Origin of the sequence: Kitasatospora sp. NPDC057936, from assembly GCF_042887525.1 — a bacterium.
Lineage (GTDB): Bacteria > Actinomycetota > Actinomycetes > Streptomycetales > Streptomycetaceae > Kitasatospora.
This window is the reverse complement of sequence record NZ_JBHVPD010000160.1, coordinates 1-14350: the sequence shown is the minus strand read 5'-3', so window position 1 is coordinate 14350 and position 14350 is coordinate 1. Positions and strand designations below refer to the sequence as shown.

The 14350-nt window shown below is 74.1% G+C and carries 13 protein-coding genes; 7 read left to right on the top strand and 6 right to left on the bottom strand.

Annotation, left to right across the window (positions count from 1 at the left end; all coding sequences use genetic code 11):
• Positions 1–151: 151 nt before the first annotated feature.
• A complete protein-coding gene (locus ACFVU9_RS44010) occupies positions 152–535 on the top strand; it encodes a barstar family protein (RefSeq protein WP_380443271.1) in 384 nt (127 codons plus the stop codon).
• Positions 536–585: 50 nt separating this feature from the next.
• Here ACFVU9_RS44010 and ACFVU9_RS44005 read toward each other — a convergent pair whose 3' ends face one another.
• Complete coding sequence (locus ACFVU9_RS44005) at positions 586–1299, bottom strand: polysaccharide deacetylase family protein (protein ID WP_387603453.1); 714 nt, start codon at positions 1297–1299, stop codon at positions 586–588.
• 442 nt (positions 1300–1741) lie between these two features.
• Here ACFVU9_RS44005 and ACFVU9_RS44000 point away from each other — a divergent pair, with 442 nt between their 5' ends.
• Positions 1742–3394: a CehA/McbA family metallohydrolase gene (locus tag ACFVU9_RS44000; protein WP_387603450.1), complete on the top strand. Its 1653-nt coding sequence runs from the start codon at positions 1742–1744 to the stop codon at positions 3392–3394.
• 154 nt (positions 3395–3548) lie between these two features.
• Positions 3549–4157, top strand: a complete 609-nt coding sequence (locus tag ACFVU9_RS43995) for a hypothetical protein (RefSeq protein WP_387603447.1) — start codon at positions 3549–3551, stop codon at positions 4155–4157.
• 160 nt (positions 4158–4317) lie between these two features.
• Here the strand turns inward: ACFVU9_RS43995 and ACFVU9_RS43990 are convergent, their stop codons facing one another.
• Both ACFVU9_RS43990 and ACFVU9_RS43985 read right to left on the bottom strand, forming a co-directional pair.
• Positions 4318–5460, bottom strand: a complete 1143-nt coding sequence (locus ACFVU9_RS43990; RefSeq protein WP_380443263.1) for an NADH:flavin oxidoreductase — start codon at positions 5458–5460, stop codon at positions 4318–4320.
• A gap of 193 nt (positions 5461–5653) precedes the next feature.
• Positions 5654–6163, bottom strand: coding sequence for a DinB family protein (locus ACFVU9_RS43985; protein WP_380443261.1), 510 nt, complete (start codon positions 6161–6163; stop codon positions 5654–5656).
• 209 nt (positions 6164–6372) lie between these two features.
• Between ACFVU9_RS43985 and ACFVU9_RS43980 the strand changes: the two genes are divergently transcribed.
• From ACFVU9_RS43980 to ACFVU9_RS43970, 3 genes are all read left to right on the top strand, one after another.
• Positions 6373–7185 (top strand): class I SAM-dependent methyltransferase, encoded by an 813-nt coding sequence (locus tag ACFVU9_RS43980; RefSeq protein ID WP_387603443.1) that lies wholly within the window; start codon positions 6373–6375, stop codon positions 7183–7185.
• Between the two features lie 293 nt (positions 7186–7478).
• The gene (locus ACFVU9_RS43975; RefSeq protein WP_387603440.1) at positions 7479–9077 is read left to right on the top strand and encodes a hypothetical protein; all 1599 of its coding nucleotides are present in this window, start codon (positions 7479–7481) and stop codon (positions 9075–9077) included.
• A gap of 280 nt (positions 9078–9357) precedes the next feature.
• Positions 9358–10704, top strand: a complete 1347-nt coding sequence (locus tag ACFVU9_RS43970; RefSeq protein ID WP_387603438.1) for a hypothetical protein — start codon at positions 9358–9360, stop codon at positions 10702–10704.
• Between the two features lie 55 nt (positions 10705–10759).
• Here the strand turns inward: ACFVU9_RS43970 and ACFVU9_RS43965 are convergent, their stop codons facing one another.
• The 3 genes from ACFVU9_RS43965 to ACFVU9_RS43955 form a co-directional block, all read right to left on the bottom strand.
• Complete coding sequence (locus ACFVU9_RS43965) at positions 10760–11203, bottom strand: DUF5360 family protein (protein WP_380443254.1); 444 nt, start codon at positions 11201–11203, stop codon at positions 10760–10762.
• 28 nt (positions 11204–11231) lie between these two features.
• A complete protein-coding gene (locus ACFVU9_RS43960) occupies positions 11232–11564 on the bottom strand; it encodes a multidrug efflux SMR transporter (protein ID WP_218200045.1) in 333 nt (110 codons plus the stop codon).
• A 215-nt stretch (positions 11565–11779) separates the two neighbouring features.
• Positions 11780–12352 carry a TetR/AcrR family transcriptional regulator gene (locus ACFVU9_RS43955; RefSeq protein ID WP_380443252.1) on the bottom strand — a complete coding sequence of 191 codons (573 nt, stop codon included), beginning with the start codon at positions 12350–12352 and terminating at the stop codon, positions 11780–11782.
• A 638-nt stretch (positions 12353–12990) separates the two neighbouring features.
• Between ACFVU9_RS43955 and ACFVU9_RS43950 the strand changes: the two genes are divergently transcribed.
• Positions 12991–14241 (top strand): aminotransferase class I/II-fold pyridoxal phosphate-dependent enzyme, encoded by a 1251-nt coding sequence (locus ACFVU9_RS43950; protein ID WP_380443250.1) that lies wholly within the window; start codon positions 12991–12993, stop codon positions 14239–14241.
• Positions 14242–14350 lie beyond the last annotated feature (109 nt).

Sequence of the window (14350 nt, the reverse complement as noted above, 5' to 3'; positions counted from 1 at the left end):
CCAGCCCCCGGAGCGGCCACCCCCGCAGCCACCCCCGGCACCCCCCACCCACCCGAAAGCCCACCCCGCACCCCAAGCCCCGCGCAGCGGAACCCACCCCCACCCGAAAACCCCCACCCCCCACCACCCCTCCCCGCACTATCCTCACCATGTGACCGTGACTTATGTGATCGATGGCTCCCTGGTCGGCAACCTCGACGACTTCTGGAAGGTCGTAGGCGAATCCATCGGCTGCGGCGGCTACTTCGGCAAGAACCTCGACGCCTTCGCCGACTGCCTGCGCGGCGGCTTCGGCACCCCCGACGACGGCGACTACGCGATCGAGTGGCAGCACCACGAGGTGTCGCGGCGCAATCTCGGCTACCCCGAGACCGTCCGCCAGTTGGAGCACCGCCTCACCCGCTGCCACCCCACCAACCGGGAACACGTGGCCGCCGAACTCGCCGAGGCCCGGGCGGGCCGCGGCCCGACGGTGTTCGACTGGCTGGTGCGGATCATCGAGGAGGAACTCCCCGACGGCCTGCGCCTCGCCTGAGGACGGGCCCCGTCAGAACCTGAGAACGAGCCCGTCAAAAAACGAGCCCGTCAGAACACGTCCGACAGCCGCACGAACCGCCGCCCCGCCGCCAGCAGCCCGGGCAGGGCCGCCGCGAAGCCGCGGGCGGTGCCGCCGCCCGGTTGGTTCATGTGGGCGATGACGATCGACCCCGGCGGGGCCGCCGCCACCTCCTGCCGGACCTCGGCGGCGGTGAGGGTGGCCCCGCCGTCGCCGTTGACGGTGAAGCCCGCGACGCGTTCCCCGAGGTCGGCGACCACCCGGGTGGCGACGTCGTCGTAGTGGGCGGTGCCGGAGCGGAAGAAGCGGGGCGGGTGGCCGAGCAGGTCGGTGAGCCTGTGGGCGTTGCCGGCGACCTCGTCGTACACCTCGCCGACGTCCCGGGTGCCGGCGATGCCGTAGGCGGAGCGCCCGGTGACGGAGAGCGGGCGGTGGACGGTGCCGTGGTTGCCGATCTCGAAGAGCGGGTCGGCGGCGAGGCGCTCGAACTCGGCGGGGTTGGCGTCGATCCAGCGGGCGTTGAGGAAGAGTGTGGCGGGCACCGCGTGCGCGCGCAGGAAGTCGATCAGGTCGGCGTCGTACCCGCTGCCGCCGGAGCCGCCGCAGGCGTCGAACGTGAGCGCGGTCGCCTGCTGCCCGGCGGGCAGCTCGCCCGTCACCCCGGCGACGTCCAGCCCCCACTCGGTCGGCGCCGCGCCGCCGTACCGGGCGACGGCCTCCGCCCTGGTGAGCTCGTGCGGCACGGCAGAGGCAGTGGCCGTCGGTGAAACAGCAACGGACGCAGACGGCGAACCAACCCCCACCGAGCCCACCCCCACCGAACCAACCCCCGCCGAGCCCGCCCCCACAGAACCCGCCCCCACCGAAGCGGACGCCGCCCCCACGCCCCCCTTCGCGGCCCCGCACCCCGCCAGCGTGCTCCCGGCCATCGCCGCCAGCAGGGCCCGCCGACTGAGTGACACACCGACCTCCACGATGATCCGACTGCCTGACCGTCTGCTTCTATGAACCGGTCGATCCTCGCCCGCCGCAACCCGCCCCCGCCGTAGCGACACGGCCCGCCGGGCGAGGCCGGGCCCGCTTTCACCGGCCCGCCCCGCCGCCGTGGGGCCCGGCTCACCCGGGGTTCACCGCCGCGGGTAGGGGCGTGGGCAAAGCCGACCCCGCCCGACACCGGAGAGCCCGATGCCCGCCACCCCCGAACAGCCCGAACAGCCCGAGCACCCCCAGCACCCCCAGCACCCCGAGCCCGACCGCCACCCCGCCCGCCGCGACGTCCTCCGCACCGGCCTAGCCACCGGCCTAGCCACCGGCGCCGCCACCGCCCTCGGCTTAACCACCGCGGCCGCGGCCACCACCCCAGCCACCCCAGCCGCCGCAGCAGCGGCAGAGGCGCCCCGGACCACCGATCAGACCCTCACCCTCACCGGCCACCTCCCCACCGGCTCCCCCGACTTCGTCTACCTCCCCGTCGAAGTGCCGGACGGCGTCCGCGAGATCGCCGTGTCCTACACCTACGACAAACCCCCGGTCCCGGCCGGCACCCCGGGCAACTCGTGCGACATCGGCGTCTTCGACGAGCGCGGCACGGACCTCGGCGGCCCGGGCTTCCGCGGCTGGTCCGGCGGCTTCCGCACGGAGTTCCGCATCGCGAGCGACTCCGCGACCCCGGGCTACCTGCCGGGCCCGATCGGCGCGGGCACCTGGCACGTGGTGCTCGGCCCGTACCAGGTCGCGCCGCAGGGCCTCGACTACCGCGTCGACGTCACCCTCCGGTTCGGCGAGCCGGGCCCGGAGTTCACGCCGTCGTACCCGGCCGAGCGGGCCCGGGGCCGCGGCCGCGCCTGGTACCGGGGCGACTGCCACCTGCACACCGTGCACTCGGACGGCCGGAGGCTGCCGGAGGAGGTGGCGGCGGGGGCCCGCGCCGCCGGCCTGGACTTCATCATCTCCACCGACCACAACACCAGCTCCTCGCACGCCGTGTGGGGCCCGCTGGCCGGCCCCGACCTGCTGATCGTCCCGGGCGAGGAGATCACCACGCGCAACGGCCACTGGCTGGCGCTCGGTCTCCCCGCGGGCGAGTTCGTCGACTGGCGCTACCGCTCGCGCGACGAGGCCTTCCCCCGCTTCGTCCGCCAGGTGCACCGCTCCGGCGGCCTGGTGGTGCCCGCGCACCCGTACTGCCCGTACGTCGCGTGCCAGTGGAAGTTCGGCTACGAGCAGGCGGACGCGGTCGAGGTGTGGAACGGGCCCTGGACGTACGACGACGAGTCGGCCGTGGACACGTGGGACGCGCGCCTCGCGGTCGCCCTCCGGGACGGCCGGTCGTGGCTGCCGGCGATGGGCAACAGCGACGCGCACAGCGCCCCGCAGGTGATCGGCCTGCCGCACAACGTGGTGCTGGCCGAGGACCTCACCCGGGACGCGGTCCTCGACGGGCTGCGCGCCGGGCGCAGCTGGCTGGCCGAATCGGCGGCCGTGCGGCTGGAGTTCACCGTCACCGGGGACGGCCGGCAGGCCGGCATCGGCGAGGAGCTGGCCGTCCCGGCGGACGCGCCGCTGGACGTGCGGCTCGCCGTGTCCGGGGTGCCGGGCGGGACGGTGCGGTTCCTGACCGACGAGGGCCAGATGCACCAGGAGTCGCTGCCCGCGGGCGGCTCGGGCACGGTGGTGTGGCGGACGACGGCCTCGCTCGCCGCGTACGTCCGGACCGAGGTGCGCCACCCGAGGGCGGACGGGTCGCCGGGCCGGGGCAACACGATGGGCGAGGACCTGCCGTGGGGCCCGATGGCGGCCCTGACCAACCCGATCGTGCTGCGCGCCGAGGACCGCTAGGGCGTGTCCGGGTGCGGTCCCGGGCCGGACGGGGGACGACTCGGGGCACCCGGGTGGACTAGGTTGATCCCCGAAAGCATCAGTCGTAGGGACGAGGCGGTCGGCTGTCCGCATCCGGGTCGCCACCCGGATCCGGGCCACCATCCGGATCCGAATGGCCGTCCAGATCCGGATGGCCGTCCAGATCCGGATGGCCGTCCAGATCCGGGTGGTCACCCGCATCCGGGCCGACCGGCCCGCTCGCACTCCGACCGCCTCGCCCCGGCTACCCGACCGTCCCCGGCCCGCGAAGGGATCAGCAGCTGTGAACCGTACGACCGTAGGTGGGCCGGAGCTCGGGGGCGGCCGGGGCGCCGGCGGTGTCGTCGTCCTCGTCGACCCGTCGGGCGCCGGACAGAGCCGGGTGGCCGCGCTGCTCGCCGAGGAGCTGCACCCGAGCGTCCACCTGCGGACGGACGACTTCCTGCGCGTCATCCGCCGGGGCCGGCTCGCCCCCGGGGCGCCGGGGGCCGAGCGCCAGGGCGCGACCGCGCTGGCGGCCGCCGCACAGGCGGCGTTCGCGTACGCGACCGGCGGCTACCAGGTCGTCGTGGAGTGCCCGGCCGCGCCGCCGGCCCTCGACACCTTCCGCCGCGAGAGCCGGACGACCGGCGCCGCCCTGCACTACGTGGCCCTCGAAGCCGACGCCCCCGGCACCCCCGAGGCCGCTGCCGAAACGATCCTGACCGCGCTCGGCGAGGGCACCCACCTCCTCGGCTGGTGAGCTCCGCCCGCGGCACGAGGCCCCGACCGTCCGCACACACGGAGCGCCGACCGTCCGCACGCACGAAGCCTCGGCCGTCCGCACACACGGAGCCCCGACCGTCCGCACGCACGAGGCCCCGACCGCGCGAACGGTCGGGGCCTCGTGCCGTGCGCGGAGGTCAGCTGAGCGTGCGGACCGCGGCGGCGTCGTAGGAGCGGAGGTCGTCGAAGCGGCCGGCGAGGACCTTGGCGGCCCACTCCGGGTCCTGGAGGAGGGCGCGGCCGATGGCGACCAGGTCGAACTCGTCGCGCTCCAGGCGGTCGAGCAGGTCGTCGATGCCCTGGACGGGGGCGCCCTCGCCCATGAAGGCGCGGACGAAGTCGCCGTCGAGGCCGACCGAGCCGACGGTGATGGCCGGGCGGCCGGTGAGCTTGCGGCTCCAGCCGGCCAGGTTGAGGTCGGAGCCCTCGAACTCGGGGACCCAGTAGCGGCGGGTCGAGGCGTGGAAGGCGTCCACGCCGGCCTCGGCGAGCGGGGCGAGGATCGCCTCCAGCTCCTCCGGCGTCCCGGCGAGACGGGCGTCGTAGTTCTCCGACTTCCACTGCGAGTAGCGGAAGATCACCGGGAACTCCGCCGAGACGGCCTCGCGGACCGCGGCGACGATCTCGGCGGCGAACTTCGTCCGGGCGACCGGGTCGCCGCCGTAGGCGTCGGTGCGGCGGTTCGTCCCGGCCCACAGGAACTGGTCGATCAGGTAGCCGTGGGCGCCGTGCAGCTCGACGCCGTCGAAGCCGATGCGCTCGGCGGCCGCGGCGGCCTCGGCGAAGGCGCCGATCACGTCGTCGAGGTCGGTGCGGGTCATCGCCCGGCCGGTGCCCTCGGTACCGTCCAGGCGGATGCCGGAGGGGCCGACGGCGGGGGCGCCGGCGACCGGCGGGTCACCCTGCTTGCGGACCATGCCGATGTGCCAGAGCTGCGGCACGATCGTGCCGCCCGCCGCGTGGACGTCCTCGGCGACCCGGGCCCACCCGGCCAGCTGCTCCTCGCCGTGGAAGCGCGGGATGTCGTCGGCCTGGCCGGCCGACTCGTGGCCGACGTACGTGCCCTCGGTGACGATCAGGCCGACGCCCGCGGCGGCGCGCCGGGCGTAGTACGAGCGCACGTCCTCGCCGGGCACGCCGCCCGGGGAGAACCGGCGCGTCATGGGCGCCATCACGATGCGGTTGGGCACGGTCAGCCCGTTGATCGTGACGGGCCGGGACAGGATCCCGGCGGCGCGGGCGGCGGGGTCGGCGGACGCGGCGGGCTCGGTGACGGTCATGGGGTTCCTCGTGGGTACCGGGGGTGTGCACGGAATCGTGAACGGTTGCCCGTGCCAACCATCCCGACGGCCGCCGCATTTCGCCGCACACGCGAAGGCCGCTGTGATCCCCGCCACTCCGGCGAACCGCCGCGTACGCCCCTACCCCCTGCACCTTCCCCCCTACGCCTTTCCCTCCTACGCCCCTATGCCCCTATGCCCCTACGGTGCCGTCGATGCCCTCGCGCAGGAAGTCGGCGTGCCCGTTGTGCCGGGCGTACTCGTGGATGAGGTGGAGCATCACGAGGCGCAGCGAGACCGTCTCCCCCCAGCGCGGCTGGTAAGCCGTCACGTCCAGGGACTCCGCCTCGCACTCGATCCGGCGCGCGTGCTCGACCTCGGCCTGCCAGGCGGTGAAGGCCTCGTCGCGGGTGGCGCCGGTGGCGTCGTACGCGGCCTGGTAGTCGCCCTCCGGCGACCAGACCAAGGGGACGTCCTCGCCGCCGATGACCCGCCGGAACCACGTGCGCTCGACCTCGGCCATGTGCCGCACCAGCCCGAGCAGGGTGAGGGTGGACGGCGGGCTGGACTGGAGGCGCAGCTGTTCGTCGGTCAGGCCCTCGCACTTCATGGCGAGCGTCGCGCGGTGGAAGTCGAGGAACGCGCGCAGCGTCTCGCGTTCGCCTCCGACCAGTGGGGGCTTGGGGCGGTTGTCGGTGTCCACGTCGTCACTTCTTTCCTCGGTCCGCGAGATCACGGCGGACTGTAGCCGACGGCGGCCCCACGGGCACCGCATTTCTCCGACACCTCTCCGTGACCACTTGACTGCACCGTGTTCACATCCGCACCGGTTTGGGTACGTACCGCGGCGCGCCGGACGAGCGGCGCGCGCAACGACCCTGCGGACCGACGACCCACCGAAGGCAGGACTCCATGGACCAGAGCCGGATCCCTCCCACCGTGCACCGGACGTACGGCACGGGCGACCTGAGCCGGGCCGCCAGTTTCGCGGGCGGCTTCATCAACTTCGGCGACTGGCACGGGATCGACCTCGCCGCGCCGACGCCGGAGGAACGGGTGCACAGCCAGGAGCAGCTGTACCGGAGGGTGCTGCGCGCCTTCCCCGAACCCCGCGACCAGCTGCGGCTGGCGGAGGTCGGCTGCGGGCGCGGACTGGGCGCCGCGCTCGCGCTGCGCGAGTTCAGATTCGCGGCCGTGACGGGCGTCGACATCCACCCGGACCAGATCGAGCGCGCCCGCACGGTGAACGCCAAGGCGCTCGCCACCTACCCGGACCGGCTCGCCTACAGCCTCGGCGCGGCCGAGGAACTGCCCTTCCCCGCGGACGCGTTGGACGGACTCTACTCCGTCGAGGCGGCCCAGCACTTCCGCGCGCTGACGGGCTTCGCCCACGAGGCGGCCCGGGTGCTGCGGCCCGGCGGGCGGCTGGTGGTGACGACGTTCTTCGCCGCCGCCGGCCCGGAGGCCGCCGAGCGGCTGAGCCTCCTGCTGAGCAGCTTCGCCGACGGGCTGGACGTGGCCCACCCGCTCGACGGCTTCACGGCGGACCTCGCGGCGGCCGGGTTCACCGGCGTCACCGCGGAGTCGATCGGCGCGGACGTGTGGCCGGGCTTCGACCGCTACCTGGCGGACGTCGTCCCGGCCGGGCACTGGTCGCGCAACTTCGTCGGTGCCTGGCGGGACGGCCTGCTCGACTACCACGTCGTCACCGCCGACCGCTCCTGAGCACCCGGCCGGCGCGGCCCGACCACCCCGGGTCGCGCCGGCCCGCTGCCGGCCGAATCGCGTCCGGCCGGATCGCATCGGTCGAATCGCGGCGGGCCGAATCGCATCGGCCGGTATTCCGGTCAGTTCGTGAGGACTCCACTACCCGGTCCCCTCCCGTACGGCAATGCTCAGGGGCGTGCCTCCGGGTTGCCTCAGTGTGTGGCCAATTCCTGAAGGACCTTTTTAAAATCCCCTGCCGGAGCCGGGCAGCGGCTCCCCCACGAGGTCCTGAACACTTGAATCCTGCATCCTTGGCGCACCCCCTCGCCCTGATCCGGGCCGCGGAAGGGCTTTCCCCTTCCGAATACGCCCGCATCGTCGCACGGACCCACGCCGAACTCGGTTTCGGGCAGATGGCCGCCCGCCGCGAGAAGGTGCACCGCTGGGAATCGGGCCGCACGGTGCCCGAGCCCACCGCGCAACTGGCCATGGCGCACCACCACGGCGTCCCCGCCCCCGAGGTGCACCGGCTCGGCTGGCCGCACTGGCTGCACCTGGTCATCGGGGACGCCGTCCTGCTGGACCAGCCGTACACCGCCGCGGGCGCCGCGCTCGCCCTGAACAGCGCGCTGCACCTGCCGAAGGCGCCGTGCCCGGCGGCGCTCCTCCTCACCGGCGCGGCGCTCGCCACGCACCTCCGGACCGCACTCGTCCGCGCCACCACCGACGCCGACCGGAATCCCGATGGCACCGGCCCACGCGACACCAGCCCGCACGACACCAGCCCGCACGACACCGGCCCGTCCGCCGAGCAGCTGCGCTGGATCGGGGCCCGCACGTCGGCACTCGAACGGCACGAGAGCGGCACGTACCTGCCGACCGCCGCGCTGTACGGCGCGGCCCACGCCGAACACCGCCTGGTCGTCCGCCTGATCGGTGCCCACGGCCACGACGGCCCGGCCGCCCGGCGGCTCTTCCGGTTCGCCGCCCGCACCGCACTGGTCTGCGCCTGGCTGAGCAGCGCCCTCGGCGAGGAGACCCGCGCGGAGCGCCACAACCTCACCGCCGTCCGCGCGGCCGCCGCCGCGGCGGAGCCCGACCTCGCGGCGGTCGCGACGGCCCGGCTCGCCGCGCGCCACGTCGTCGGGGGCGACCCGGTCGACGCGCTGGCGCTCGTCCGAACGGCCCGCACCGTCGGTACCCGGCCGTCGCCGGGCACCATGACGGCCCTGTACTGCACAGAGGCGCTCGCCCTCGCCCGACTGGGGCACGCCGCTGGCAGCGCCAGGGCGCTGGACCGCGCCGGAAAGGCCGCCTCGGCCACCCCGGCGGCCGGCGACATCCTGTTCGGCGCGGCCCCGTTCGGCGCAGCCCCATTCGGCGCGGCCCCGTTCGGCGCCACCCCATTCGGCGCGGCCCCGTTCGGCGCCACCCCATTCGGCGCGGCCCCGTTCGGCGCCACCCCATTCGGCGCGGCCCCGCACCGGCTGACCGTCACCGTCGCCCGCGCCCGATCCGCACTGCTCCTCGGCGCACCGCACGAGGCGGAGCCGCACTTCCGCGTCCTCGTGGACTCCCTCCAGGCACCGCCGGCCGGCGCCCCGTCACCGCACACCGGCTCCTGGCTCCTCGACGCCGTCGACGCCCATCTCGCCGTCGGCGATTTCGGTTCCGCGGCCGTCGCCGTGCACCGCGCCGTCCACGTCACCGGAACGCTCCCGCCGGGACTCGCCCGTCAATACCGCGACCGGCTGTCCGCCCACGGACGGGAGCCGGCCGTCCGACGCGCCCTCGAATTCCTGCGGGACACCGCATCGCACGAAAGTTCGATGACGAAGAGCGAAGTCGAAAACGGCCGCGACGACGCCGGGGCCCGGCCCATCGAATCAGCCGACGGCGACCACGAGTAGCGCTTCACAGCGCCTTGCGGACGCCGACGGCGGTTCGCTTCCTTCTCCTTTTGCCACCGCCCGGTCACCCCGCGTCGTACGAGCACAACCGGCCACACAGCCGGCCACACAGCCGGCCACACAGCCGGCCACACAACGGCCGTGCGCCGCAAGGCCGTCGGCCATGCCCCGGGGGTGCCTCCACGCCTGGGAGCACACGGACGGACCTGCCTAGGATCCACTGCCCGGCCCGGGGTATCCCGCCCCCGGCGGCTCCCGACCCCTCCGAGGGACGCCTTCGTTGACACACCCTCTGTTCGTGCTGCGCGCGGCGCTGGGCCTGTCCCAGCCCGAGTACGCCGGCCTCGTCGCACGCACCCACGCCGCACTCGGCCTCGGGCAGATGGCCGCCCGCCGGGAGAAGGTCTCCCGCTGGGAGTCCGGCCGCACCGTGCCCGAGCACACCGCCCAGCTGGCCATGGCCCGCATCCACGGCATTCCGGCCCGCGAGATCTACCTGCTCGGCTGGCCGCACTGGCTCCACCTGGCGACCGGCGACGCCGCCCTGCTCCACCAGCCCCACACCGACGAGGGGGCGCTGCTCGCCCTGGCAGGCTCCGTCCACCACCCCGTCACGCCCGGGCCGTCGGCCCTGCTCCTCACCGGATCCGCCCTGCGAGCCCAACTGCGCGCGGCAGTCGCCCGGTCGACGGAGTCCGCAGCACACTCCGACCGGCCGGGGTGCGGACCGGCGGACGAACAACTGGAGTGGATCGAGACCCGCGTCACCGCCCTCGAACAGCACCACGGCGGCACCCTCGTGCCGGCCGAGAGCCTGTACGCCGCCGCCCACGCCGAGCACCGGCTGGTCGTCCACCTGCTGGCCACCGCGCAGCACGACCACCGGACCCGTCGGCGGCTCTACCGCTTCGCCGCCCGCACCGCCCAGCTCTGCACGTGGCTCTGCAACGCCCTCAACGAGGCCGCCCGCGCGGAGCGCCACGCCCTCGTCTCGATCCGCGCGGCCGGAGCCGCCGGAGACGCTCCCCTCCTCGTCGTGGCCTTCCGGCAGTTGGCGTACTGCCACACCATCGCCGGGGATCCGGCCGACGCCCTCCTCGCCATAGCCGCCGCCCGCGCCGTCGGGCCCGGCCTCCGGCCTGCCGCGGCGAGCCAGTTGCACAGCCAGGAGGCGCTGGCCCTCGCCCGCCTGGGCCGGGCCGACGACGTCGCCCGGGCGCTGTACCTCGCCGGCCGGGCCCTCACCGCCACCGGCGGCCGTCCGGCGCCGGGCGAGAGCTCCGGGACGAGGAACCTGGAACGCATCCTCACCGCCGCGCACGGCACGGCCTCGCTGTTCCTCGGCCGCCCGCACGAGGCCGCGCACCACTTCGACGCGGTGGCGGCGTCCGGGTCCGCGCCGCCGTCCGGCGGCCCGTCCACCTTCACCGGGCGCTGGCTGCTCGACGGCGTGAAGGCCCACCTGGCCGCCGGTGACGTCGACGGCGCGGCCCGTACCGTCCGGCGCGCCGTCGACATCGCGGGGACGCTTCCACCCTCGCTGGCCCGCGAGTACCACCGCCACCTGGTCCCGCACGGCAAGGAGCCCCCCATCCGTCGCGCCCTCGACTACCTGAAGCACGGCTGACGGTGCCGCGGAGAACACCGTCATCACGTCCAACGGGCCGACCGGGCAGGCGGGTTCAGGCCGGCGTCCGGCCCGCCTCGACCGCCATCCGCCGCACGAGGTGCACGATTCCGGGCACCGGGAAGAGCAGCAGGAACAGGTTCGGCAGCCACCAGGTCACCGAGAAGTCCCCGCGCAGCGCCCAGAACGCGACCGCCTGCAGCCCGGCCGTGCTGGTGAGCGCGAGCGAGACCAGCATCAGCGGCCGGGCCCCGCCCGCCGCGCCGCAGCGGCCGAGCCGCAGCGCGGTGAGGCCGGTGGCGCTCGCGAGCACGTCGAGCAGCACGAACGAGTAGTTCCAGTCGCTCAGGACCGGGTTGTCGTAGTCCTTGTACGCGTACTCGGCCGGGACGAGGGCCAGCAGCGTGGCCGCCCAGTAGACCAGGAAGCCGACGTCGGTGACGAGCATCGACGCCTTCGTGAAGCGCAGCACCGGGCTCGGGGCGGGCGTGGCACGCATGGGGACTCCTCCGTCGCGGGTCATACCGTCATTCGTGACTCATTCCCCCGCCGAGATACATCACCGCGACGCCGGCCACGACCAGCACCGCCCCGGCCACCGACGCGGGCTTGACCGGTTCGCCGAACGCGACCACCCCGCCGACGAGCGCGCCGACCGTGCCCAGGCCGGACCAGACCGCGTAGACCGGGCCCACGTTCAGCGACTTGAGCGCCTGCGCGAGCAGCACGAACGCCGCGATGTAACCGATCGCGACGACCACGCTGGGCATCAGCCGGGTGAGACCGTGCGAGGCGCGCAGCGCCAGGGTGGCCGTGACCTCGGCGCAGATCGCCGCTCCGACCAGAAGGTATGCCGTCATGCCGTCCGTCCCCCGTCATGGTGGTGACTCGGCCGGACGGGATGGTCCCGTCCGGGTCGACCGGCCGGGCGACCCCCTCGATCGTCCGGCTCCGTGCGGTGTGAACTCGGGTCGTGCTCAGCTGATGCGGTGTTAAATCGTCCGCCCCACGGTTAAGTTGCCGTGAACTCGCGAAGGGTGGATTCGGGCCGTGCGGCGTGAAGCCGGCGCGTGCGCTACGTGAAATCCCGGTTGCCCGGGGCCACCAACTGCGTGAACCCGTCTCCCTGCCCAGTGAGTTCGACGATCAGTCCGCGCAGCCGTCGGTGCAGGTCGTCGTGCGGGGTGGCGAGGCCGAGCAGCCGGGACGTCCACCAGCCGTCGACCGCGAAGCGGACGAGCGTCGCGACGGCCGGATCCAGTCCGTTGTCCACGAGCCGCCGCTGCCACCGGTCGTAGCGCTCCCGCAGCACGTCCAGCACCTCGGGCCCGCCGGCCGCGGCGAGCAGGGCGACCGGCACCTGGTCGGCGCCGCTGGTGTCCCCGGCGGGCGACTCCGCCGGGATGCTGGCGTCCAGCCAGGCGAGCGCGAACGCGCCGGCCGGCGCGTCCGGACCGGGCAGTACGGCCTCGAACCGGTCCGCGAGGCGCTCGACGACACCTTGTACGAGCGCCCGCTTGCTGGGGAAGTGGTGCAGCAGCCCGCCCTTGCTCACGCCGGCCTCGACGGCGACGGCGTCCAGGCGCACCGCGTCGACGCCCCCGCGCACCAGAAGCCGCTCGACGGCGTCGAGCAGTTGATCACGCACCGGTGGTTCCCTCTCTCCGTGTTACAAACCGTCCAGACGGTCGGACGCAGCCTAGCAGACCGGCGAGTACCAGACAGAAACCCCAACACGCCACCGCCGAATGGTTGTTGACAGCCTCCATCGCGCATGCTTTCGTTTCCTCGGCCGACGGCGGAGAAACGGCGGAAGCTCCACCGGTCTGCGGCCTCATGTTTGCTGCGCACGATGATCGAAAAGGCGGTCCGGGAATTCACCCGGGCCGGGGGGAACGCTCTTCGACATCCACGGGGGATCATTGCGAGCCATGCGGTTCCGGCTGCGCCCACACGGGTCCGGCAAGGGTCGGCACGACTGCGGACGACCCTTCCCGCACTGACTGGCGAGCAGCCAAGCAGTCATCCCACGCTGGGCGTTGACCCTGCCGACCGCCGCACACCCATCCTTCGTCGATCGTCTGCCGAGCATCGGCACGACGGGGTGCACCGAGCCCGGGCACAGCGCAACGGCGCGCCGTCCCCAGCCCGGGCCACTCTCCCGCACCCATGGCACTTTCACCTGCCCGTCCGCGGTCGGGTGTCCATGACATTTCGTGTTCGGCGCGCCGGTAAAGCACGGCGCCCGGGCCCGCCGGGGCACCGCCCATTGAATTCGAGGGAAATATGGTGGACATATTCTCGAAAGTCTCCGGTTACACGGCCGCCCGCGATGCCATGGCGGCCGGCATCTACCCGTATTTCCTGCCTTTGACCGGCAACGAGGGCACGACGGTCACGCTCGGTGACCGCGAACTGGTCATGTGCGGGTCGAACAACTACCTCGGCCTCACTGCCGACCCGCGCGTCAAGCGGGCCGCCGCCCAGGCGGTGGAGCAGTTCGGCACCTCCTGCACCGGCTCCCGGTTCCTCAACGGCAACCTGGCCCTGCACGACCAGCTGGAGGCCGAACTCGCCGACTTCTACGGCAAGCCCGCGGCCGCCGTCATCTCCACCGGCTACCAGGCCAACCTCGGCACCATCAGCGCGCTCGCGGGCCGCGGCGACGTCGTCTTCGCCGACCGCGACGCGCACGCCTCCATCGTCGACGGCGGCAGGCTCAGCGACGCCAAGCTGAGACGCTTCCGGCACAACGACCCCGCCGCGCTCGACCGCGTCCTCGCCTCCGTCCCCGACAGCGCCGGCAAGCTCGTCGTCGTCGACGGCGTGTACTCGATGGAGGGCGACCTCTGCGCCCTGCCGGAGATCGTCGAGGTGTGCGAGCGGCGCGGCGCGCGCCTGATCGTCGACGACGCCCACGGCCTCGGCGTGCTCGACAAGGGCCGCGGCACCTGCTCCTACTTCGGCCTCACCGACCGGGTCGACCTCATCACCGTCACGTTCAGCAAGTCGCTCGCCTCCCTCGGCGGCGCGGTCGTCGGCGACGAGGACGTCATCCACTACCTCAAGCACCACGCCCGCAGCCTGATCTTCAGCGCCTCGGCCACCCCGGCCAGCGCCGCCTCCGCCCTGGCCGCCCTGCGCATCCTGCGCGAGGAGCCGTGGCGGGCCGAACGCGCCCAGCAGAACGCCGAGTACATGCGGGCCGGCCTCGCCCAGCGGGGCATCAGCGCCGGCGAGAGCGCCACCCCGGTCATCCCGCTGCGCACCCGCGGCACCATCGAGACCCTCCTGCTGTGGCGGGAGCTCATCGACGCCGGCGTCTACACCAACCCCGTCCTGCCGCCCGCCGCGTCCCCGCGGCTGCGGCTCAGCTTCATGGCCACCCACACCACCGACCACCTCGACCGGGTGCTGGACGCGCTCGGCGCGCGGGCCGAGCACTTCCTCGCCGACGACGAACCGGACGCCGACGACGGGTACGCGGTCGAGGCGCTCGCCGAACTCGCCGACTCCGGCGCCGCGGCCCGGCCGTGAACACCGCGGCCGCCACGCGACCCGGCAGCCGTCCCGCCACCGCGGGCCGTCCGGCGCCGCCCGCGCTCCGGGCGGCGGTCGCGGCCCTGGCCGGGGCCTCGGCCGGCGC